Annotated in this window: 21 protein-coding genes; 9 read left to right on the forward strand and 12 right to left on the reverse strand. The window is 65.1% G+C overall.

The window, feature by feature from the left end:
- Positions 1-19: 19 nt before the first annotated feature.
- Genes P1P91_RS12905 through P1P91_RS12920 form a run of 4 tightly spaced genes read right to left on the reverse strand, consistent with a single transcriptional unit; the run spans position 20 to position 2,947 of the window.
- Positions 20-391 (reverse strand): diacylglycerol kinase, encoded by a 372-nt coding sequence (locus P1P91_RS12905; protein ID WP_311883133.1) that lies wholly within the window; start codon positions 389-391, stop codon positions 20-22.
- Positions 392-423: 32 nt separating this feature from the next.
- Positions 424-1,902, reverse strand: coding sequence for a D-alanyl-D-alanine carboxypeptidase/D-alanyl-D-alanine endopeptidase (dacB, locus tag P1P91_RS12910; RefSeq protein ID WP_311883134.1), 1,479 nt, complete (start codon positions 1,900-1,902; stop codon positions 424-426).
- Positions 1,903-1,913: 11 nt separating this feature from the next.
- A complete protein-coding gene (locus P1P91_RS12915; protein ID WP_311883135.1) occupies positions 1,914-2,243 on the reverse strand; it encodes a DMT family transporter in 330 nt (109 codons plus the stop codon).
- On the reverse strand, positions 2,225-2,947 hold the full coding sequence (locus tag P1P91_RS12920) for a class I SAM-dependent methyltransferase (RefSeq protein WP_311885804.1): 723 nt from the start codon (positions 2,945-2,947) through the stop codon (positions 2,225-2,227). Before P1P91_RS12920 ends, P1P91_RS12915 begins: the two co-directional genes overlap by 19 nt.
- Before the next feature lie 211 nt (positions 2,948-3,158).
- Between P1P91_RS12920 and P1P91_RS12925 the strand changes: the two genes are divergently transcribed.
- Entirely contained in the window at positions 3,159-5,021 is a 1,863-nt protein-coding gene (locus tag P1P91_RS12925; RefSeq protein WP_311885806.1) for a beta-ketoacyl synthase, read from the forward strand.
- The gene (gene coaD, locus P1P91_RS12930; RefSeq protein WP_311883136.1) at positions 5,021-5,500 is read left to right on the forward strand and encodes a pantetheine-phosphate adenylyltransferase; all 480 of its coding nucleotides are present in this window, start codon (positions 5,021-5,023) and stop codon (positions 5,498-5,500) included. Before P1P91_RS12925 ends, coaD begins: the two co-directional genes overlap by 1 nt.
- Positions 5,501-5,507: 7 nt before the next feature.
- On the opposite strand, the gene P1P91_RS12935 is transcribed toward coaD, so the two are convergent.
- Positions 5,508-5,843 carry a hypothetical protein gene (locus tag P1P91_RS12935; RefSeq protein WP_311883137.1) on the reverse strand — a complete coding sequence of 112 codons (336 nt, stop codon included), beginning with the start codon at positions 5,841-5,843 and terminating at the stop codon, positions 5,508-5,510.
- 254 nt (positions 5,844-6,097) lie between these two features.
- On the opposite strand from P1P91_RS12935, the gene P1P91_RS12940 reads away from it, so the two are divergent.
- The 5 genes from P1P91_RS12940 (at position 6,098) to purU (ending at position 10,725) form a co-directional block, all read left to right on the forward strand.
- Entirely contained in the window at positions 6,098-6,673 is a 576-nt protein-coding gene (locus P1P91_RS12940) for an outer membrane beta-barrel protein (RefSeq protein WP_311883138.1), read from the forward strand.
- Between the two features lie 109 nt (positions 6,674-6,782).
- Entirely contained in the window at positions 6,783-8,120 is a 1,338-nt protein-coding gene (locus P1P91_RS12945; protein ID WP_311883139.1) for an MATE family efflux transporter, read from the forward strand.
- A 77-nt stretch (positions 8,121-8,197) separates the two neighbouring features.
- A complete protein-coding gene (locus P1P91_RS12950) occupies positions 8,198-8,722 on the forward strand; it encodes an acyl-CoA thioesterase (RefSeq protein WP_311883140.1) in 525 nt (174 codons plus the stop codon).
- Between the two features lie 20 nt (positions 8,723-8,742).
- Positions 8,743-9,756, forward strand: a complete 1,014-nt coding sequence (locus tag P1P91_RS12955; protein WP_311883141.1) for an ion transporter — start codon at positions 8,743-8,745, stop codon at positions 9,754-9,756.
- Between the two features lie 114 nt (positions 9,757-9,870).
- Positions 9,871-10,725, forward strand: coding sequence for a formyltetrahydrofolate deformylase (gene purU, locus P1P91_RS12960; protein WP_311883142.1), 855 nt, complete (start codon positions 9,871-9,873; stop codon positions 10,723-10,725).
- 187 nt (positions 10,726-10,912) lie between these two features.
- On the opposite strand, the gene P1P91_RS12965 is transcribed toward purU, so the two are convergent.
- Both P1P91_RS12965 and P1P91_RS12970 read right to left on the reverse strand, forming a co-directional pair.
- Positions 10,913-12,070, reverse strand: a complete 1,158-nt coding sequence (locus P1P91_RS12965; protein ID WP_311882712.1) for an IS701 family transposase — start codon at positions 12,068-12,070, stop codon at positions 10,913-10,915.
- 84 nt (positions 12,071-12,154) lie between these two features.
- A protein-coding gene (locus P1P91_RS12970) for an IS5 family transposase (RefSeq protein WP_407650535.1) occupies positions 12,155-12,906 on the reverse strand; the annotation gives its coding sequence in 2 pieces (ribosomal slippage) (positions 12,155-12,571 and positions 12,574-12,906; 750 coding nt in all).
- Positions 12,907-13,108: 202 nt separating this feature from the next.
- On the opposite strand from P1P91_RS12970, the gene P1P91_RS12975 reads away from it, so the two are divergent.
- The gene (locus P1P91_RS12975) at positions 13,109-14,059 is read left to right on the forward strand and encodes an IS481 family transposase (protein WP_311885807.1); all 951 of its coding nucleotides are present in this window, start codon (positions 13,109-13,111) and stop codon (positions 14,057-14,059) included.
- On the opposite strand, the gene P1P91_RS12980 is transcribed toward P1P91_RS12975, so the two are convergent.
- Complete coding sequence (locus P1P91_RS12980; RefSeq protein WP_311883145.1) at positions 14,056-14,217, reverse strand: entericidin A/B family lipoprotein; 162 nt, start codon at positions 14,215-14,217, stop codon at positions 14,056-14,058. The two genes, P1P91_RS12975 and P1P91_RS12980, sit on opposite strands and share 4 nt — an antisense overlap.
- 318 nt (positions 14,218-14,535) lie before the next feature.
- Between P1P91_RS12980 and P1P91_RS12985 the strand changes: the two genes are divergently transcribed.
- The gene (locus P1P91_RS12985; protein ID WP_311883146.1) at positions 14,536-15,669 is read left to right on the forward strand and encodes a glycerate kinase; all 1,134 of its coding nucleotides are present in this window, start codon (positions 14,536-14,538) and stop codon (positions 15,667-15,669) included.
- A 254-nt stretch (positions 15,670-15,923) separates the two neighbouring features.
- Here the strand turns inward: P1P91_RS12985 and pepD are convergent, their stop codons facing one another.
- The 4 genes from pepD to minD all read right to left on the reverse strand — a co-directional run bounded on the left by pepD (position 15,924) and on the right by minD (position 20,169).
- Entirely contained in the window at positions 15,924-17,399 is a 1,476-nt protein-coding gene (gene pepD, locus P1P91_RS12990; protein ID WP_311883147.1) for a beta-Ala-His dipeptidase, read from the reverse strand.
- A 191-nt stretch (positions 17,400-17,590) separates the two neighbouring features.
- Complete coding sequence (gene sbcB, locus P1P91_RS12995; protein ID WP_311883148.1) at positions 17,591-19,084, reverse strand: exodeoxyribonuclease I; 1,494 nt, start codon at positions 19,082-19,084, stop codon at positions 17,591-17,593.
- A gap of 18 nt (positions 19,085-19,102) precedes the next feature.
- A complete protein-coding gene (gene minE, locus P1P91_RS13000) occupies positions 19,103-19,354 on the reverse strand; it encodes a cell division topological specificity factor MinE (RefSeq protein WP_311883150.1) in 252 nt (83 codons plus the stop codon).
- On the reverse strand, positions 19,351-20,169 hold the full coding sequence (gene minD / locus P1P91_RS13005) for a septum site-determining protein MinD (protein ID WP_311883152.1): 819 nt from the start codon (positions 20,167-20,169) through the stop codon (positions 19,351-19,353). The genes minE and minD overlap by 4 nt, the downstream gene beginning before the upstream one ends.
- Positions 20,170-20,181: the final 12 nt, after the last annotated feature.

Raw genomic sequence — 20,181 nt, forward strand, 5'->3', positions numbered from 1 at the left:
CTCCCCGTCGCGGGATTGATCAGCCCCAGAAGCGCAGCCAGAGCATCAGCCCCCAGACCAGCGCGGCGTAGCCCAGCGCCAGCATCACCGCCGCCGAGCCGATGTCCTTGGCGCGGCCGGAAAGCTCGTGATGCTCGGTGCCGATGCGGTCCACCACGTTCTCCACTGCGCTGTTCAAGAGCTCGGCCACCATCACCAGCACGCAGCTGCCGATCAGCAGCAGCACCTGGGTCGCGCTCTGCCCCAGCCATACCGCCAAAGGTATCAGCACGACGCTCAGGGCCACCTCCTGGCGAAACGCCGTTTCGTGGCGAAACGCCGCGATCAGCCCGTTGAACGAGTAGCGCGTGGAGTGCAGCAAATGGGAAAACCCCGTACGCTCAGGCTTCATCCTGGCTCCTTGTGCAGTGGTTCACGACCCGCCTAGTGCGTATCGATCATGTCGGCCAGGTCCGCAGATAGCGGCTCCAGCACCTTGCTCCAGCTAAGGTAGGGCGTTGAGCGATCGCCGTTGATCAGCACGCTGAACACGCCCCAGCGTCCGCCGGCGGTGCGGAAGTACCCCGCCATGGCGCGCACCGCGTAGGGCTCGTTGAGCGTGCCGGTCTTGAGCATGACGTTGTGCTGGAAGCTCTCCGGCCCCCGGCGGATAAAGCGCATCACGCCGTTTTCCGGCGACTGCAGCGCCGCCACAAAGCTCGGGAACAGCGAGCTCTGGTGATACATGGACTCGAGCATCACGTTGACGCCGTGGGCCGTGGTGCGGTTGTCGGTGGTGAGGCCGCTGCCGCTTTCAAGGGTCACCTCGCCGTGGCCGGGCAGCCCCGCCGCATAGCTTTCCAGCGCCCGGCCGGCATCGGCAAGCTCGGCGCCGGGGGTCTCGACCAGGTTCAGCGCCAGCACGTCGGCCATGTAGTTGTTGGAATAGTTCAGCGTGCGCAGTATCAGCTCCTGCAGCGGCTTGCCTTCCACCGCGGCGAGAGTCTGCGCGGCGTCGGGGGGCTTGGCCGTGGTCACCCGGGACGCGCCGGAAACGTCGATGGCGAAGCGCTCGAGCATCGCCGTCAGCGTGTCCGCCGTCTGCTCGGCGCCGTTGCTGGCGCCGCGGTATTCGTCCCGGGGCCAGGCGTTGGCGGAAATCTGCCCGTCGACGCGCATCAGGTCGCCGTGGTCGGTAGTGACGCGCTCGGCGCTGATCCGGGTGTCGCTGTCATCGGGCCGGGTGACGACCTGGTTGTCCACCGACACCAGCGACGGCGGCCCGTCGCAGTGGGTCACCCGGGCCGGCTCGCCCGGGGCAAGGCCCGGCGCGATATTGACGCACCAGCTGCCGAAGTTGACCCCGGCGGACGACAGCGGCGCGCTGTAGGCGTTATCCACCCGGGTGCGCGCCTCGCAGCGGTCGGTGGTGGCACATTCGACCGGGCCAAAGCGCCACTGGCTGACCACCACGTCGCCGTTGATGCGGCGTACCCCGGCCTGGTGCAGGCGCTGGACCAGCCGCCAGAGCTTCTCGCTGGTGAATCCCGGGTCGCCGCCGCCCTCAAACCACAGGTCGGCGTTCAGCACGCCGTCGGCCGGGGCCGCCTCGGCGAGGCTTTTCAGGCGCGTGGTAAAGCGGTGCTGGGGGCCAAAGCGCTCAAGCGTGGCCGCCGCCGTATAGGTCTTGGTCACCGAAGCCGGCGACAGCGCCTGCCGGGGAGCAATGCTGCCCAGGGTTTCCCGGGAGCCGTCCAGCAGCCGGGCCTCGGCGCTGATGGCAAAGCCGTCGTCGGCAAGCTTGCCCAGCCGGGAAAAGTCCGCCCGGGCCGCCGTACCGCTGTAAAGCGCCAGAGCCACCGCCGCGGCGAACAGAACCAGCCGCTGACCGCAGGCGGCGCGCGGCAATCCACGATGAATCATGTCCCTCGTCCTTAATGCACGTTCATGGTCGAAAACACCTGCAGCACCACCACGCCGGCCACAATCAGCGAAATCCCCGCAATCGCGGGCGCATCCGGCTGCTCGCCGAACGCGATCATGCCCACCAGGGTCACCAGCACAATGCCAAGCCCGGCCCAGATGGCGTAGGCCACGCCCACCGGCAGCGTGCGCAGCACCAGGCTCAGCAGATAAAACGCCAGCCCGTAGCCGATCACGACCAGCGCGCTGGGCCCCAGCCGGGTAAAGCCGGCGGAGGACTTCAGCGCGCTGGTGGCCACCACTTCGGCCACGATCGCCAGAATCAGGTAAATAAATGCCATTGTCGCTCCAGATCGATCGTTAGTTGCCAAAGCGGCTGCCCGCCCTCGGCGTACTTGGCCTCGAACGGCGTCAGATACGCCGCTCCCGACTCTCCCCCCGGCGCATAGCGCGCCACCGCCGCCTCGCGGCCGGTGGCCCAGGTCACCGCCAGGGCGAACTCCTCGGCGTACAGGCGCCAGTTGGTGCGTAGCTCAAGCCGCCCGCCCAGACCCAACAGCCACGGCAGTACCGGATGGCCGTGCCAGCGCATTTTCAGCTGGGAGGCCTTGGGGTACGGATTGGGGTACAGCAGATAGTGCCGCACCGGCGCCCAGCCGCCCTGCCAGGCAAGCCGCCAGAAATCCACCAGGTCCGCCCGCACCAGCAGCGCGTTCGCCGGCACCGGGCCGTGATCCCGGCTCAGGCGGTCGGCGCTGCGGTCCACGCCGATCACCGCGTGCTCGGGAAACGCCGCCGCCAGCCGTCGGGTCGAAAGCCCCACCCCGCAGCCGGCGTCCAGCATCAGCGGCCTTTGCTGCGCCGCAAGCCAGGCGTTTGCGCGGGCAAAGGCGGCCCGAGTGTGCTCGGCCACCGGCTTTTGCAGCGGCGTGGCCAACGCCCGCGCCACCCGGCGCGCCAGGTCAGGATGGGGACCGGGCTGGCCGGAGACCACAACCCGGCGAGACGGGTGCGACGCTGTAGGCAACAATGACGACGACGGCATGGCGTATTCCGGGCACAAAAGCGTGATTCTATCAGCCTTGAGCGCTTGCGGCATGACGCCGTTGCGCGGCCGGTGCTATGATCACGCCCAGCAGACTTTTAGACTTGCGTTTTATCACTCAGGCGCCCGCACCGAGCGGGGCACGCCAGCTTTTTTTCCATTACCGCACCACGAGGAACCCGGCTTGTCACATTTACCGGTGATCGTCGGCATGGGCGGCATCAACCCCGCCGGCAGAACGTCAGGCCACCAGGCCTTCCGCCGAACCGTGCTTGATGCGCTGCCCGCTGACCAGCAACGCCAAACCGTTCAGGGTCTGGCCGCCCTGATGCGCCTTGTCGAGCCCGGCAGCGGCAGCACGGCAGACGCCGAGTCGCTGCGCGCGGCGGTGCTCAAGCACACCCTGGTGCGCCGCAACGAAGATCCGGCCTTCAGCGCCCCGGGCCTGCCGGCCAACCGCCAGGCCAACATGGCCCTTGACGCCCCGCTCGAGTTTACCCTGCGCCGCCGCCAGCTCCCCGAGCATCTGCCGCCCCACTGGGAAGTGCGCGAGCTGGACCAGCGCACGGTGTCGGTCAGCGTTCCCCGGGGTGAGTTCAACGCCCTGCTGCCCGACGCCCACACGCCCAAAGTCAGGGCCGCTGCCCAGCTGCCCCGGGGCTTTGAGCCGGCGGCGCTCTACCGCAGCGTACACCACCCCCGCGGGCTGTCCATGGCGATTTTCGGCGCCAGCGACTGCCTGAAGGCCAGCGGCCTCGAGTGGGAGCACCTGCGCGATCGGCTCGACCCGGACCAGGTGGCCGTCTACGCCGGCAACTCCATCGGCCAGCTGGACGACGAAGGCTGGGGCGGGCTTTTAAAAAGCCTGGTCGCCGGCCAGCGCGCCACTTCCAAGCAGATGCCGCTGGGCTACGGCCAGATGCCCGCCGACTTTCTCAACGCCTACGTGCTGGGCAGCGTCGGCGGCACCGGCGCGGCGCTGGGCGCCTGCGCCAGCTTTCTGTACAACCTGCGCCTGGGGATCGACGATATCCGCGCCGGGCGGCGCCGCGTGGTCATGGTAGGCACCGCCGACGCCCCCATTACCCCCGAGATCATCGAGGGCTTTCGCACCATGGGGGCGCTTGCCGACGACGCCGGGCTCAAGGCGCTGGACGCGCTCGAGCTTCTCACCGACGACGACTACCAGCGCGCCTGCCGGCCCTTTGCCCGCAACTGCGGCTTCACCATGGCCGAGGCCAGCCAGTTCGTCATGCTCATGGACGACGCCCTGGCGCTGGAAGAAGGCGCCGAGATCCTCGGCGCGGTGCCCGAGGTGTTCGTCAACGCCGACGGCTTCAAGCGCTCGATCTCCGCCCCCGGCATCGGCAACTACCTTACGCTTGGCAAGGCGGCCGCGCTGGTGCGCGACATGCTCGGCGCAAGGGCGCTCAGAGAGCGCAGCTTCCTCCACGCCCACGGCACCGGCACGCCGAAAAACCGCACCACCGAGTCCCACGTGTTCGACGAAGTCGCCCGGGCCCACGGCATCACCGACTGGCCGGTAGCGGCGATCAAGGCGTTTGTCGGCCATTCCCAGGGCTCTGCCGCCGGCGACCAGCTGACCAGCGCCCTGGGCAGCTTTGCCTACGGCATGATCCCCGGCATTCCCACCCTGGACGCCGTGGCCGACGACGTCTACGCCGAGCGGCTGCGCTTCTCCCGAAAGCCTCGGGCGCTTGACGCCGACGCCAGCTTTCTCAACGCCAAGGGCTTTGGCGGCAACAACGCCACCGGGGTGGTGCTCTCCCCCCGAGTGACCGAAAAGCTGCTGGAAAAGCGCCACGGTGCAGAAGCCTTGAGCGCCTGGAAAGCGCGCCGGGAAGGCGTGCGCGAAGCCGCCGCCGCCTACCTGGAGCAGGCGGATCTGGGCCACTACCAGCCGCGCTATCAGTTTGGCGAAGCGGTGCTCGAAGGTCCGGAGCTTGGCATCCATGCCGACCGCATCGACATCCCCGGCTATGCCCGGCCGGTATCGCTGCGGCCCCATAACCCCTACGGCCGGCTCGACGAGGAAGACAGCGAGGAGTCCTGATGACCACCGCGGTATACCCCGGCACGTTCGACCCCATCACCCACGGCCACTTCGACATCATCGAGCGCGGTGCGCGGCTTTTCGACCGCGTGGTAGTCGCCGTGGCCGCCAGCTCCGGCAAGGACCCGGCGTTCGGCCTCGAGGCCCGCATCGCCCTGGTGCGGGAGGCCTGCGCGTCGCTCGCCAACGTCTCGGTGATCGGCTTTTCCGGCCTGCTCACGCAGATGATGCACGAGCAGAACGCCACGGTGATCCTGCGCGGGCTGCGCGCCGTCTCGGACTTCGAGTACGAGCTGCAGCTGGCCAACATGAACCGCGCCCAGAACCCCGAGCTCGAAAGCGTGTTTCTTACCCCGGCGGTGGAGAACTCCTATATCTCCTCCACCATCGTGCGCGAAATCGCCCGGCTCGGCGGCGACGTCTCGCCGCTGGTGCACCCCCGGGTGACCGAGGCGCTGTCAAAACGCTACCACGGCTGACGGCACCCTAGCGCTCGTTCGCCCGGCGGCTGGTCTTGCACCCCAGACAGCGGCGGAAAGTGGCCTCGGCGGGCGTCTTGACCAGCGTCTCGGCGGCTTCGTCCACGCCGCCGCCCAGCGCGGTGAACGGCAGCGACACCAGAAATACCGCCGTACCCCCCACCGTCGCCACGGCGAGCAGCGGGCGCGCTACCAGGGCGTCAAGCGTCATCGCCGCCCCGCTGGGGCTGGAGCGAACCTCGTGCTGGGGCTCGTCGAACGCCACGGCCGGCTGGCCCGCGGCAAGCGCCACGATCAGCGCCAGCCCCAGAGTCTGCAGAATACGCCTATAGCTTGTTGTCATGTCCCTTGCTCCCGCAGGTGGTGATACTCAAGCCAATGGTACCGGGTTACGCCAAACCTGAAAGGCCGGCGCGCGGATTTCCCGACGGCGACACGAGCAAACCGCAACCTTTTGTTTCATTAGTTCACGTTTTCACGCTTCTTGATACCGGCTATACTTCGCGGCGGCTGCCGCGCCGACCTCGGCGCTGGCCTTTTCCTAGCCATACTTCATACCACGACCCCGGAAGACATTCCCTTGCCAAGGAGCGCCCCATGAAGCGACTGCTCGCCGCCGCCGTCACCGCCCTGATGGCCACCACCGCCGCAGCCCAGAGCCACGTCTACAATCCCGACGAAGGCCCCTACCTGGGCGCCGGCATCGGCCACGCCAAGATGGACAACGACATCCTCAATGACCTCGATCGCTGGGGCGCCAGCACCGACGACAGCGATACCGCCTACAAGCTGTTTGCCGGCTACCAGTTCAACCCCCACTTTGCCGTCGAGGCCGGCTACGTCGACTTCGGCGAGTTTACCGCCAGTTCCAGATACGCTAATGGTACTATGAAAGCTGACGGCTTTACCGCCGCGCTGGTGGGCAAACTGCCCATCGAAGGCGGCTTCGGCGTTTACGGCAAGCTGGGCATGATCGCCTGGGATGGGGAAAGAAGCTCCACGCTCACCGCTAAAGAAAGTGAAGACGGCACCGACCCCTTCTACGGCGCGGGCCTTGAGTACGTGGTCGACCAGATCGTCATGCGCGCGGAGTTCGAGCGCTACGACATCAGCGAAGGCGGCGAAGACTTCGAGACCGACCTGATCTCGGCAAGCCTCGGCTACCGTTTCTAAGCGCCAGCGTGACCGCATCGCTCGCCGTTCCGGCCCCGCTCTGGCGGGGCCGTTGCATTTGTCGGCGGCCATCCTCATGCTACCGGCCCTGTTCATGGACGGAGCCATCGTGACCGCCACCTCTGCCCCGCAATCCGCTCCCGCCCGCCGGCGCATCTGGGCGCTGGCGTGGCCGATTATTCTTTCCAACGTCACCGTGCCGCTTCTGGGGCTGGTGGATACCGCCGTGGTCGGCCACCTGCCGGACTCAAGTTACCTGGCGGCGGTCACCCTGGGGGCGACGCTGTTCAGCTTTTTGTACTGGGGCTTTGGCTTTCTGCGCATGGGCACCACCGGGCTTACCGCCCAGGCCGTGGGCCGCGACGACGGCCAGGCGGTCAGAAACCTGCTGGGCCAGGCGCTGATCATGGCAGCGGTGATCGGCGGGCTGCTGGTGCTGCTGGGCTCGCCGCTGGTGAGCTTCGGCCTGTGGCTTTTGGACTCAAGCCCCAGCGCCACGCCGCTGGCCCAGGCCTACGCCGACATCCGCCTGCTGTCGGCGCCGGCGGTGCTCGCCAACTACGCCATTCTGGGCTGGTTTCTCGGCCAGCAGAACTCGCGGGTGACGCTGTGGATTCTGCTGCTGACCAACGTGGTCAATATCGTCTTCGATCTGTGGTTCGTCATGGGGCTGGGCATGAGCAGCAACGGCGTGGCCTGGGCCAGCGTGCTCGCCGACTACTCGGCCTTTGCCTTCGGCGGCTATCTGGTGCTGCGCCAGCTGGGTCGCCTGCCGGGGCAGTTTTTACGCCGGCAGCTGCTCGCCCTCGGCGCCTACAGGGCGCTGTTCAGCGTCAACGCGAATCTGTTTGTGCGCACCCTGGGGCTGCTGTTCGCCATGGCGTTCTTTACCGCTCAGGGCGCCCGCCAGGGCGACACGGTGCTCGCCGCCAACGCCGTGCTGCTGCAGTTCATCATGCTGACAAGCTACGCCCTGGACGGCTTCGCCCACGCCGCGGAGTCGCTGGTCGGGCGCGCCGTCGGCCGCCGGGACTGGTCGGAATTCGCCGCCACCGTGGGCGCCACCGCACGGCTGTCACTGTATACCGCACTGGCCGCGGCGCTTGGCTTTGCGCTTTTCGGCAACGCTCTGATCGCGCTGCTCACCGGCCTGCCCGAGGTGCGCGCCACCGCCGCGAGCTACCTGCCGTGGATGGTGGCCATGCCGCTGATCGCGGTGTGGAGCTATCTGTTCGACGGCGTCTTCATCGGCACCACGGCGGTGCGCGAAATGCGCAACAGCATCTTCATCGGCCTGGCGGTCTACCTGCCGGTATGGTGGCTTTCCCGGCCGCTGGGCAACCACGGGCTGTGGCTGGCGTTCATGGCGTTTACCCTGGTGCGCTCGGCCACGCTGATCGGCTACTATCAGCATTACCGACAGCACCGCTGGCGCACGCGCCGCTAAGGGTTGCGCTATACGCCGGGGCAGCGTTGCTCTATGGTAAACAGCCTTTGCCCTACCCAAGTCCATAAAGGAACGCCATGACCCAGAACACGGACGCCTATCAAGAGATGCTGAGCGGCCAGCACGAACTCTCCATGACCGTACTGATGACTCCGGACATGGCCAACTTCAGCGGCAAGGTACACGGCGGCGCTATTCTCAAGCGCCTCGACGAGGTCGCCTACGCCTGCGCCAGCCGCTATTCCGGGCACTACGTGGTCACCCTCTCCGTGGACCAGGTACTGTTCAAGCAGCCCATTCACGTCGGCGAGCTGGTCACGTTTCTGGCCTGCGTCAACCACGTCGGCCGTTCGTCCATGGAGGTGGGCATCAAGGTGGTCGCCGAGGATATCCGCCGCCAGGTCATTCGTCACACCAACAGCTGCTATCTGTCCATGGTGGCCGTGGACGACGACGGCAAACCGGCCAGAGTGCCGCCGCTGGAACTGGAAACGCCGCTGCAGCGCCTGCGCTTCGAGAAGGCCGCCCTGCGTAAAAAGCTGCGCAAGGAAGCCGAACAGGCCGAAAAGCGCGCCCAGCAGGAGCATCAGGCGGACAGCTGATGCCACCCGGAGGAGCCCCCATGTCTGCTAAACCGTCGTTTTCCCCAAGCGGTTCGCGCTCGCGTACCGCCGAGCTTGCCTATCTGGGCTGGGACGTGCTGATCATCGCCGCCGTGGTCGCCAACCTGACGCTTTTGCTGGTGGATTCCCTGTATCTGATCGAGCCGCTGAGCGAAGGGCTTGAAGCCGTCGCCCCCAACGTCCACGCCTGGTATGACCGCGTCATTCACCAGCGCTTTTTCCAGATCGACCTGGCCTTTGTTTCGCTGTTCGTGGCTGACGTGCTGCTCGGCTGGGCGATGGCCATTGCCGAGCGGCGCTACCACCGCTGGTTTTTCTACCCCTTTGTGCGCTGGTACGACGTGCTCGGCTGTATTCCGCTCAGCGGCTTTCGTCTGCTGCGGGCGCTGCGCGTCATCTCGCTCTTGCACCGCCTGAACCGTTTGAGGCTTATTCACATCGAGCGCTGGGAGGTCTACCGCTTCGTCGCCAAGTATTACGACATTCTGCTCGAAGAACTTTCCGACCGCATTGCCGTGCGCCTGCTGAGCAATATCCAGGAGCAGGTCAGGGCCGACAGCGCCCTGGCCGACGGGCTTGTCAACCGCGTCGTCGCCCCGCGCAAGGAGCAGCTCATTCGCGAGATCACCCAGCGCATCGAGGCCAGCGCCGGGCGCGCCTACGACGGCAACCGCGAAGAGGTAATGCGCTACATCAGCGAAATGGTCAACCACACCCTGCGGGAAAGCCCGGAAATCCGCCGGCTGGAGCGCCTGCCCATGGGCAGCGCGGTTTCCGGCAGCCTGGAAGCCTCGCTTGCCGGCGTGGCACACCGGCTGGTCGACGAGCTGGCCCGGGGCATCCATACCCCTCGCTTTCGCACGCTGGTCAGCGATACCGCCGAAAGCGGCTTTGACGCCTGGCTGAAAGTGGACGAAGGCAGCGCCGAGGTCACCGAAGCGGTGCTGGTGGACGCGCTGGAAATGCTCAAGGAGCAGATCAGCCGCCAGGCGTGGAAAGACCGCTACCAGTAGCGCCGCTGCCCCGCGGGCGGGCGGCTCTGGATATGCTATCCTGCGGTGTTGGCTGGTGGCCTCTACCGGCCTTTATCCTCCTCCACCTTTCGTCAGCTACCGTAACGGCTTTGCATGTCCCACTCTTACCGCTTGATCGTCTCCTGCCCCGACCGGGTCGGCATTGTCTCCCGGGTGTCCAGCTTTATCGCCGCTCAGGGCGGCTCCATCACCGAAGCCAGCCAGCACTCCGACCTTGAAACCGGCCGGTTTTTCATGCGCTACGAGGTGCGCGCCGACACCGTCGGCATTACCTATCGCGAGTTCAGCGACGCCTTTACGCCCATCGCCGAGGCGTTCGACATGGACTGGGCCATGACCGACTCGCAAGATAAGCCGCGCGTGGTAATTCTGGTCAGCAGGGAGGACCACTGCCTGACGGATCTGCTGCATCGCTGGCGTAATGACGAGCTGGACTGCGATATCGTCGGCGTCGTGTCCAATCACACCAACATGCGCCCGCTCGCCGAATGGCACGGCATCCCCTTCCACCACGTCCCGGTCGAGGCGCACCACAAGGCCCCGGCCTTCGCCGAGGTCGAACGCCTGATCGACGACATGCGCGCCGACTGCATCGTGCTCGCCCGCTACATGCAGATTCTGCCGCCGGAGCTTTGCGCCCGCTATGCCGGACGCGTGATCAACATCCATCACAGCTTTTTGCCGTCCTTTGCCGGCGCCAAGCCGTATCATCAGGCCTACGAGCGCGGGGTGAAGCTGATCGGCGCGACCTGCCACTACGTGACCCAGGAGCTTGATGCCGGCCCGATCATCGAGCAGGGCGTTCATCGCGTCAGCCACTGCCACACGCCCCGGGATCTGGTGCGCTTTGGCCGCGACGTGGAAAAGAACGTGCTGGCCAGAGGCCTGCGCTGGCACCTGGAAGACCGGGTCATCGTGCACGACAACAAAACCGTGGTTTTTGCCTAGTACTACAGTCGTAACTACAGCCGTGATCGTTCATGCATTGCCATCCGGGCTTGCTGCTGCCGACAGTGGCATTGCCAAGCCCGGTACTGGTGCTTTCGTCGCCAGTCCGACCAATGAAGCACATGGGACAGGGCCTGTTGTCCTTGCCATAGACATCTCCCGATTAGTCGCCTGAGCTCGGAGAGTGTCAACTGAATCCTGTCGGTACGAGTTTTTTTTGCTGGTGACTCGCTTGCCGTATCGCCACCAGCAAGGCGTGGGCGAGCAGCGACAAAGTAATGTGGCGATGCCAACTGGCCCAGCGCCTCACCTCATACTCATCCAGACCGCATTCCCCCTTGGCCGTCTGAAAACCCTGCTCGATTTTCCAGCGCTGACCCGCGACTCGAACCAGCGTCTCTATCGATACCCAGTCCCTGGGCGCGTGGACCACATAATAGGCCAACTCATCCGGTGTCGAGAGGCTGCGTCGGATCAGAAGATAATGGCCCCAGCGGCGTGCCTCTTCCGTAGGCTGCAGCCTTGTCAGCGGCGTCAACGCCCAGTCGTACCTGCGTTCGCCCTTGCTGCCTGAGCCAGCGGATAGGGTCTGCCATGCGTCATCCGGCAGTGCCGCCGCGATCTCGTCGGCTCGCGTGTACTGGAAACTCTTCCACCACAAGGGTTCGTTGCAAGCCACTTCTAAAACAAAGGGTTGTGAGCGATCCTCCAGCCACAGACGCAGGCTGCGGTTACCGCCATAGACGCTATCCCCCGTCACCCAGGCGGCCGGTATGTCCTGATCCATCGCGCGCTCCAGCATCCGGCGAGCGAGCTCGGGTTTGCTGGCAAATTCGACGTCATCAGGGATGCCCGCACGCCGACAACGCTCGCGGTCCTGTGTCCAGGATTTGGGCAAGTACAGGGCGCGATCCAGGAAGGCATGCCCTGCCGGGCTAGCGTAGAGAAGAAAGACCCCGATCTGACTATTTTCGATACGGCCGGCGGTGCCACTGTACTGGCGTTGCACGCCGGCCGAGTGCTGGCCTTTCTTGATAAAGCCGGTCTCGTCCAGGACCAGGACACCCTCAGGCGAGCCCAGCGTATCGATGACCCATTGGCGGAGAATATCGCGTGCTGCGTCCGCATCCCAGCGGGCACGATCCAACAGGTACTGCACCCCATCTGGGGTGGCATCCCCGAGCCACTCGGCAAGATGCCAGCTATTCTTACGTTCGCACTGACTAAGCAGACCCTGGAGGTAGCGTAGTGCGCGATCGCGCGTTTCCGAACGCGGAAAGAGCGGGCCTAACCGATCTGCCAGGTCATCCAACAATGCTGAGACAGAGAGATCCAGTTCTTGCATCCTTCACCCTGTGATCGCTTCCATATCAACCACATGCATTGTAGCTTATTCAGTTACGACTGTAGTACTAGGGGGCGTTAACAATTAGGCCAGCCATATGGCGGCTGACACGAGGCAGAGGAGTGACTGGTAGTTTCTTGCCAGTCGCTCATAGCGTGTAGATAACCGCCGGAACTTCTTGATTTTCTGAAAGAACCTCTCCACCAGATTGCGATCTTGGTAACAGTGCCAGTCTACTTCAATGCGCGCCAAACGATTCTTTTTCGGAGGAATCACCGGCTCGGCACCTGCGGCCTGAATCATGTCCCGCAGAGCAGTGGAGTCATACCCCTTGTCGCCCAGCACTGCTTGCGGGGAAAAACCTTCCAGTAGAGCGGGAGCAGCACCATACTCCGACGCCTGGCCCGGTGTGAGAACCAATCGTACTGGGTTACCTAACGCATCGACTGCGGCATGAATTTTGGTGCTCAATCCGCCTCGAGATTTGCCCATGGCTTCGACGTCTTGCGTGTTTTTTTTGACGCTCCATGCTGGTGCACCCTGACGATGCTACCGTCGATCATTAGCTGCTCTAGATCGGGATCGTCGGCTACTGTGTCAAAAATACGCTGCCAAACGCCCTTTCGTGACCAACGGTTATACCGCATGTAGACGGTGTGCCAGCGCCCAAAAGATTCGGGAAGATCACGCCACGGGGCGCCGGTCCGAGCGATCCAGAGCACGGCTTCCACGAACAGGCGATTGTCCTTGGCAGTTACCCCACAGTCTGAGGCTTTGCCGGGGAGCAGGTGCTCGATTCGCTCCCACTGATCATCGCGTAACTTCAACCGACTCATGGCCCACCAAAATCTATGAATACTAAATCAGTTTAAACGAAACTAATGATTGTTAACACACCCTAGCACCTGCCCGCTTTCCTGCCAGTCGCAGGCCCGGCGGCCAAAGGCCGCCTAGCTGTGATCTCTCGGTAGGTTGTTCATCCGGAGCCAACCCGGAAGACTGGAGATGCAAACCAACCAATCTCTCCAGGAGGCCCGGATGAACACCCATAAGAATGCCCGACTCACTCCGCACGGTCGAGCCCTGCTGGTCGCTCGCGTCATCGATGAAGGGTTGCGGCCCAGAGAGGTCGCGCAAGCCCAGGGCGTCAGTGTGAGAACGGCCTACAAATGGGTGCGTCGTTTCCGTGAGGAGGGACTCGAGGGCCTCCAGGACCGTCGGTCACGCCCTGCCCGAAGTCCCTGGGCGACCGACGCAACGACGGTGGAGCAGATCGTCGAGCGTCGTCAGCGACGCCAGACCTATTGCCAGATTGCCCAGGCGCAGGGGGTTGGCCAGAGCACGGTAGCGCGCATTCTCAAGCGCAAGGGGCTGAATCGCTTGGCGGCTCTGACACCGCCAAGGCCCAGCAATCGCTATGAGCACGACGCACCCGGGGATCTCCTGCATCTGGATATCAAGAAGCTCGGTCGCTTCGCGCGCCCGGGGCATCGGGTCACCGGCGATCGCCAACAGGCCACGCGCGGCGCAGGGTGGGAGTATGTCCATATCGCCATCGACGATCACTCGCGGGTGGCCTTCGGCACTCGCTACCCGGATGAAACCGGCTGGAGCGCCTGTTATGCGCTATTGGAGGCCATACGGTATTATCGAGACTTGGGGACTCGCTTCACGCGGGTGCTCACCGACAATGGCGCCTGCTACCGGTCCCGGGCGTTTCACCGCCTGTGCCGGCGGGTGGGGCTGAAGCACAAGCGCACTCGCCCCTATACGCCCCGCACCAATGGCAAGGCAGAACGGTTCATTCAAACCGCTCTGCGCGAGTGGGCCTATGCCCAGTCTTATGAGAGCTCGGAGGAGCGAGGCAAACACCTTTCCGCCTGGCTTCACCAGTACAACTGGCACCGGCCACATGCCAGCCTGAACTATCACCCTCCGGTTAGCCGGTTGGGGCTTTCCGTGAACAACCTGGTGGGTTTACACACCTAGCTGTGGGCGGCGTCCTGCACGGCTTCGCCGCCCTCTTCCACGTCCTGCCCCATGCCGGCCATGGTGTTGCAGCCGCTGAGCATGCCGGCCATCAGCAGCGCGGCAAAGCTTGCGGCGATCGCCTTGAGTGCGGTGTTACGCGTTGTCATCGCTTTCATCGTTATCTCCTTGATCCACCTTGCGGGGCCTGTTCATGACACTTGTTCAGCGTACTTTTTCATAATACGTCGGGTGTCTTTACCGTCAACGCACAAGGCTAACGCCTTGGCGTATAGTCAGCCTAACAGCGTTTGCCGCCTCTATGGACAAAATAATGGACGCCAAAATGTAAAAGTAGCCGCCGCCGTCTTTTTGGCGGCGCGGCATCGACGCCAAGGGGTTCTCTCGCCGCGCTTGCCTGCTATGCTGCAACACTGTCATTCGTCTTGGCCTTTCGTATAACAATCACCACCGATGACCCCTAAGGAGTTGGCACGATGCACGTTTTGCTCTGCCCCGACAGTTTCAAGGACGCCCTGGGCGCCCAGGACGCGGCCGATGCCATGGCCCGCGGCATCAAGCGCGCCCTGCCCGAGGCCCGCACCGAGACCTGCCCGCTGGCCGACGGCGGCGAAGGCAGCCTGGAAGCGCTGATCATGGCCACCGGCGCCGAGCGTCGCAGCGTCGGCGTACAGGACGCCCTGGGCCGTCCGGCTACCGCGACCTGGGGCTGGCTAGGGGCCGAACGCACGGCCTTTATCGAGCTTGCCGAAGCCAGCGGCCTGCAGCAGCTCAAGCCCGCCGAGCGCGACGCCCGCACCACCACCACCTACGGCGTGGGCGAGCTGTTTGGCGCCGCCCTGGACGCCGGCGCAAAGAAAGCCCTGCTGCTGCTCGGCGGCAGCGCCACCAACGACGCCGGTGCCGGCATGCTCGCCGCGCTCGGCGCGCGCCTGCTGGACGCCGACGGCAAGGCGCTGGCCCCGGGCGGCGCGGCGCTGGCCGAGCTCGACACCCTGGACCTTTCCGGGCTCGACCCGCGCCTGGCCGCACTTCAGGTAGAAGCCGCCGTGGACGTGGACAACCCGCTTCTCGGTGAGCGCGGCGCCAGCGCCGTGTTCGGCCCGCAAAAGGGCGCGAGCCCCGAGGCGGTAAAAGAGCTGGACACCGCCCTTGGCCACTTTGCCGACGTCAGCGCCGAGGCGCTTAGCCAGGACGATCGCCACCTGGAAGGCGCCGGCGCCGCCGGGGGCATGGGCTTTGCCGCTCGGGCTTTCATGGGCGCGACGCTCAAGCCCGGTATCGACATGATCATGGAGCAGGCGGGCATGGCCGAGCGGCTGAAACAGGCCGACCTGGTCATCACCGGCGAAGGCAAGCTCGACGGCCAGAGCCTCTCGGGCAAGACGCCCATCGGCGTCTCCCGGGCGGGCAAGGCCGCGGGCAAGCCCGTGGTGGTGCTCGCCGGCAGTCTGGGCGACGGCTGGCGGGCCTGCCACGACGAAGGCGTGACCGCCGCCTTTGCCCTGGCTGACGGCCCCATCACCCTGGAAGACGCCGTGGCGCGCACCGCGGAGCTGTTGACCGACCGCTGCGAGAGTATCGTCCGGCTGTGGCAGTCCCGCCCCTGAGCGCAAGGCGCTCCCTTGCCTCGCCCCTATCGCTTCCACACAAAAACGGCGCCTCCTTGGGCGCCGTTTCTGTGTGCCTTACCGCAGGAGGGCGGCTTTGCCGCGCGACCGCACCCCGCCGAATCCGGCAGGCCTGCGGCCTGCATCGCCCGGCAAAGCCGGCCTCCTACACAACCGGGTGACCGCCACTGCAATCGTCTGGCAAGGCTGGCCTCCTGCAAAACCCGGTAATGGCAACCAACTGCCCGTCGCAGTCACTCAGCGGCCTGCCGCCCCAGCGTTTCCACAAGCGCCTTGAGCAGCGTCCAGAACTCCTCGACCGAGTCGATATCCACGCGCTCGTCCGGCGAGTGGGCGCCGAGGATTGTCGGGCCAAACGAGATCATATCCAGCGCCGGATACTTGCTGCCCAGAATGCCGCACTCGAGCCCGGCGTGAATGACCTTCACCGCCGGCTCGCGGCCAAGTCTGGCCTGATGGCAGTCGATGAACGTGGCCAGCAGCGGGCTTTGAGCGTTGGGCACCCAGCCCGGATAGCCGTGCTCGGCCTTGACCCGGGCACCGATCAGCCCGAACAGCGCGCGAAAGCGGTCGACCATCGCGGTGACGGCGCTGTCGTGGAGCGAGCGCACCAGCGCGCAGAGGTGAGCCCGGCCGTCTTCCAGCTGGACAACCCCCAGGTTGTTGGAGGTGTCCACTACGCCCTTGACCTCGGCGCTCATACGCTCCACGCCGCAGGGCGCGGCGTGGAGCGCCGCTACCAGCATGGCGCTGGCATCCAGGTTGAGCGCCTCGTCGGGCGCGTCGGCGGCGGCCACGGGCTTCACGCTCAGGGCAAAGTCGCTGTCGGCCGGGGCAAGTTCGCCGCGCAGCGTCGCCTCGAGGGTTTGCACCTTGGCCGTCACCGCGTCGATCTCGTCTGCCGGCAGCGCCACCCGGGCAAACGCCTCCCGGGGAATGGCGTTGCGCAGGGTGCCGCCCTGGTAGCTCACCAGCCGCGCGTCGGCAAACTCCAGCAGGCGCAGCACCCGCGCCAGCAGCCGGTTGGCGTTGCCCAGCGGCCGGTGGATATCCAGCCCCGAATGGCCGCCCGCCAGACCGGTCACAGCGATATCCAGGCAGCGCTCGTGGGCCTCCACCGGCGTTTGCGGCAGCCGCGCGTCCACCACCGCGTCGCTGCCGCCGGCGCAGCCGATATAGGCTTCGCCCCGGGCTTCGCTGTCCAGGTTCAACAGCAGGCTGCCCTCAAGCCAACCCTCGTCGAGGCTGAGCGCTCCGCCCATGGAGGTTTCCTCCTCCAGGGTAAAAAGCGCCTCGAGCGGCCCGTGAGCCACCTCCGTGCTTTCCAGCAGCGCAAGAGCGGCGGCCACGCCCAGGCCGTTGTCCGCGCCCAGGGTGGTGCCCTCGGCGTGCAGCCAGCCGTCGTGCACATAGGTGCTGATGGAGTCCCGGGTGAAGTCGTGGGGGCTCTCGGCGTTGGCCTGGGCGACCATGTCCAGATGGCCCTGAAGAATCACGCCCGGGGCGTCTTCGCAGCCTTTGGCGGCGGGCTTTTTGATCCGCAGGTTGCCGAAAGCGTCGCGGTCGTGGGCCAGCCCCAGCCCGTCGGCCCAGGCTTCCAGTTTGGCCACCAGCTCGGCCTCGTGGCCGGAGGGACGCGGGGTGTTGCAAAGGGTACGAAAGTGGCGCCAAACCGGCGCGGGGCTTAGCGCATCAAGGTGTTCGTTCATGGAAAATCGTCTCTTCGTGGGTGCCAACACTGTACTCCCCCGCACAGGCGTGCGAAAGAGCAGGCCGCAGGCCTGCCGGGTTCGGTGGGGATACAGCCACCCGACAAAGCCGGCCTCTTACGGCTCACCTTTTTCAAGCTCAGCCAGCTGCGCCGCGTGACGACCTCCCCACCGAGGCTGCCCGGGCTTGCCTACCCCTCGAACGCCTGGGCGGGGAGCATGGCCTCGACAAACATCACCAGCTCTTCGAGTATCCGGCGCGAACGGTCATCCAGCGGCTGCTGGTTGTACTGCTCGATTTCCCGGGCGAAGTCCCTGAGGGTAAAGCCGGCAAGCGCCGGGTCGTTCAAGCGCTCCCAGCGGAAGGCTTCCCACTGGGCGAGCTCCTCGCCTTCCAGGGTTTCCGGATAGCTGCGCGCCCGATAGCGAAACACCATCTCTTCCAGCCGCGAGTCCTGAAAGGCAAAGCGCTGGCCGACCAGGTCCCAGGCCGGGGTTTGGCGCACGCGCTCCATTTGCTCGCGGTCGGACCTGGAAAAAAAGCCCCCGGAATACAGCATCAAATCCGGATCCTTCACGTCCTCGGCATAGGGCGTGTTAAACACTTCGGCCGCCTTGGCGGCAACGCCCGGGGTCTCGTGCAGCGTCTTCCAGTGACGGCGGCAGACGGGCAGGTCGATCCCCAGCCGCGCGACGATATCGCCGTACTCGCCCTTGTGCGGCCCGTCGATATCCTTCAAAAAGCTTGCCGGAAACAGCACCGGGCAGCGGTTGATGTGGATCACCTTGAGCGGAATACGCGTTTCGCCCTCGCTCAGGTCCGCCTGGCTGACAAACACCCGATCGCGGACCTGCTCGGCGGAAAGCTCGAGCATGGTGCCTGGCTCGACGCTCAGGTCGTAAACGATAACGCCGTTGGGGTTGGTGGGGTGCTCGGCCAGCGGCATCACCAGCGCGCTGCATCCGCGGCTGGCCGGGTAGCGCCTCGAGATATGCAGCATCGGCTTGCCGCCGGGCAAATCCAGCTCCCGGGACACGGCCCGCTTGCCGCGCCGGGCCAGCAGGTAGTCAAACAGGCCGGCGTTTTTCTCGCGCAAAAGCCGCGCCAGGGCGATGGTGGCGCGCACGTCGGCAAGAGCGTCGTGGGCGCCGGCGTGCTCGATACCGTTGGCTGCGGTCAGCTCTTCCAACTTGAAGCTTGGCGCGCCGTCGTCGCGCAGCGGCCACTCGATGCCCGCCGGGCGCAGGGCATAAAACGCCCGCACCACGTCGATCAAATCCCACCGCGAATTGCCGTTCTGCCACTCACGGGCGTAGGGGTCGATCAGGTTGCGGTAAAACAGCTGGCGAGTAATTTCGTCGTCAAAGCGCAGGCTGTTATAGCCCACCGCGCAGGTGCCGGCCTTGCTCATGTGGCCCAGCACCTCGCCGGCGAACTCGGCTTCCGGCAGGCCGTGGCGGCGGGCCTTTTGCGGTGTAATGCCGGTAATCAGGCACGCCACGGGGTGCGGTAGATCGTCATCGGCGGGCTTGCAGTAAAGCTCCACCGGCTCACCGATTTCGTTGAGCGCGGCATCCGTGCGTATGGCCGCAAACTGGGCCGGCCGGTCCCGGCGCGTATCGGCGCCGAAGGTTTCGTAGTCGTGCCAGAGAAAGCTGGCCGGGGCGGCAGTGGATGGCGCCATGAAAGATCAGTCTCCCCCTCAGGTTTTGGGCAGGGTCACGTTAAGCTCCAGCACCGAGCAGCTGTCCTCGCTGTCCATGGATATCTGCACGGCATCGTCGTCGATATCGACGTAGCGGCGAATGACTTCGACCAGCTCGCGCTCCAGCTTGGGCATATAATCCGGCTGGCCGCGCTGGTTACGCTGGTGGGCTACGATGATTTGCAGGCGCTCTTTTGCTACCGGCGCCGATTTTTTTCGCTCGCGCTTTAAAAACTCCAGCAGTTTCACCGGCGACCTCCTCCGAACATGCGGTTTAGCAGGCCCTTCTTCTGGGCTTCATGGAAACGTAGCGGAATATCTTCACCCAGCAGACGCGATACGGTATCAGTGTAAGACAGGCCGGCGTCGCTGGACGAATCGTGGGTAACCGGCACGCCCTGGTTGGACGCCCGCAGCACCGCTTCGGACTCGGGAATCAGTCCCAAAAGATCGATCGCCAGAATTTCGCGAATATCGTCAAGGGTCAGCATGTCACCGCTGGTCACCCGATTGGGATTATAGCGAGTGATCAGCAAGTGCTCCTTGACCGGATCGCCTCCCTGCTCGGCGCGCTGAGTTTTTGCCGCCAGCAGCCCCAGAATGCGGTCAGAGTCGCGCACCGACGACACCTCGGGGTTGGTGACCACAATGGCTTCGTCGGCGTGGTACATGGCCAGCTGAGCGCCGCTCTCGATCCCCGCGGGGGAGTCGCAGATAATGTAGTCGAACTGCTCCTTGAGCTTGTCAAATACCTCTTCGATGCCTTCCCGGGTCAGCGCTTCCTTGTCGCGGGTTTGCGACGCCGGAAGAATAAACAGGTTCTCCACGCGCTTGTCGCGAATCAGCGCCTGATTAAGCCCTGCCTCGCCCTGAATCACGTTGACCAGGTCATAAACGACCCGGCGCTCGCAGCCCATGATCAAATCCAGATTGCGCAGGCCCACGTCAAAATCGATGACCACGGTTTTCTTGCCGCGCATGGCAAGCCCGGTAGAAATGGCGGCCGCGCTGGTGGTTTTGCCGACCCCTCCTTTGCCTGAGGTCACTACAATGATTTTGGCCAAGGTTACTGTCCT

The sequence above is a fragment of the Halomonas piscis genome (assembly GCF_031886125.1).
In the GTDB taxonomy this organism is placed as follows: domain Bacteria; phylum Pseudomonadota; class Gammaproteobacteria; order Pseudomonadales; family Halomonadaceae; genus Vreelandella; species Vreelandella piscis.

What these genes read in the sequence shown, in the direction of transcription:
- P1P91_RS12905 (WP_311883133.1), bottom strand. Translation starts at nt 391, where the DNA reads ATGAAGCCTGAGCGTACGGGGTTTTCCCATTTGCTGCACTCCACGCGC.
- P1P91_RS12965 (WP_311882712.1), bottom strand. Translation starts at nt 12,070, where the DNA reads ATGCAAGAACTGGATCTCTCTGTCTCAGCATTGTTGGATGACCTGGCA.
- P1P91_RS12980 (WP_311883145.1), bottom strand. Translation starts at nt 14,217, where the DNA reads ATGAAAGCGATGACAACGCGTAACACCGCACTCAAGGCGATCGCCGCA.
- pepD (WP_311883147.1), bottom strand. Translation starts at nt 17,399, where the DNA reads ATGAACGAACACCTTGATGCGCTAAGCCCCGCGCCGGTTTGGCGCCAC.
- P1P91_RS12935 (WP_311883137.1), bottom strand. Translation starts at nt 5,843, where the DNA reads ATGACAACAAGCTATAGGCGTATTCTGCAGACTCTGGGGCTGGCGCTG.
- P1P91_RS12920 (WP_311885804.1), bottom strand. Translation starts at nt 2,947, where the DNA reads ATGCCGTCGTCGTCATTGTTGCCTACAGCGTCGCACCCGTCTCGCCGG.
- P1P91_RS12985 (WP_311883146.1), top strand. Translation starts at nt 14,536, where the DNA reads ATGCACGTTTTGCTCTGCCCCGACAGTTTCAAGGACGCCCTGGGCGCC.
- purU (WP_311883142.1), top strand. Translation starts at nt 9,871, where the DNA reads ATGTCCCACTCTTACCGCTTGATCGTCTCCTGCCCCGACCGGGTCGGC.
- dacB (WP_311883134.1), bottom strand. Translation starts at nt 1,902, where the DNA reads ATGATTCATCGTGGATTGCCGCGCGCCGCCTGCGGTCAGCGGCTGGTT.
- sbcB (WP_311883148.1), bottom strand. Translation starts at nt 19,084, where the DNA reads ATGGCGCCATCCACTGCCGCCCCGGCCAGCTTTCTCTGGCACGACTAC.
- P1P91_RS12975 (WP_311885807.1), top strand. Translation starts at nt 13,109, where the DNA reads ATGAACACCCATAAGAATGCCCGACTCACTCCGCACGGTCGAGCCCTG.
- P1P91_RS12925 (WP_311885806.1), top strand. Translation starts at nt 3,159, where the DNA reads ATGGGCGGCATCAACCCCGCCGGCAGAACGTCAGGCCACCAGGCCTTC.
- P1P91_RS12955 (WP_311883141.1), top strand. Translation starts at nt 8,743, where the DNA reads ATGTCTGCTAAACCGTCGTTTTCCCCAAGCGGTTCGCGCTCGCGTACC.
- P1P91_RS12950 (WP_311883140.1), top strand. Translation starts at nt 8,198, where the DNA reads ATGACCCAGAACACGGACGCCTATCAAGAGATGCTGAGCGGCCAGCAC.
- P1P91_RS12940 (WP_311883138.1), top strand. Translation starts at nt 6,098, where the DNA reads ATGAAGCGACTGCTCGCCGCCGCCGTCACCGCCCTGATGGCCACCACC.
- coaD (WP_311883136.1), top strand. Translation starts at nt 5,021, where the DNA reads ATGACCACCGCGGTATACCCCGGCACGTTCGACCCCATCACCCACGGC.
- P1P91_RS12915 (WP_311883135.1), bottom strand. Translation starts at nt 2,243, where the DNA reads ATGGCATTTATTTACCTGATTCTGGCGATCGTGGCCGAAGTGGTGGCC.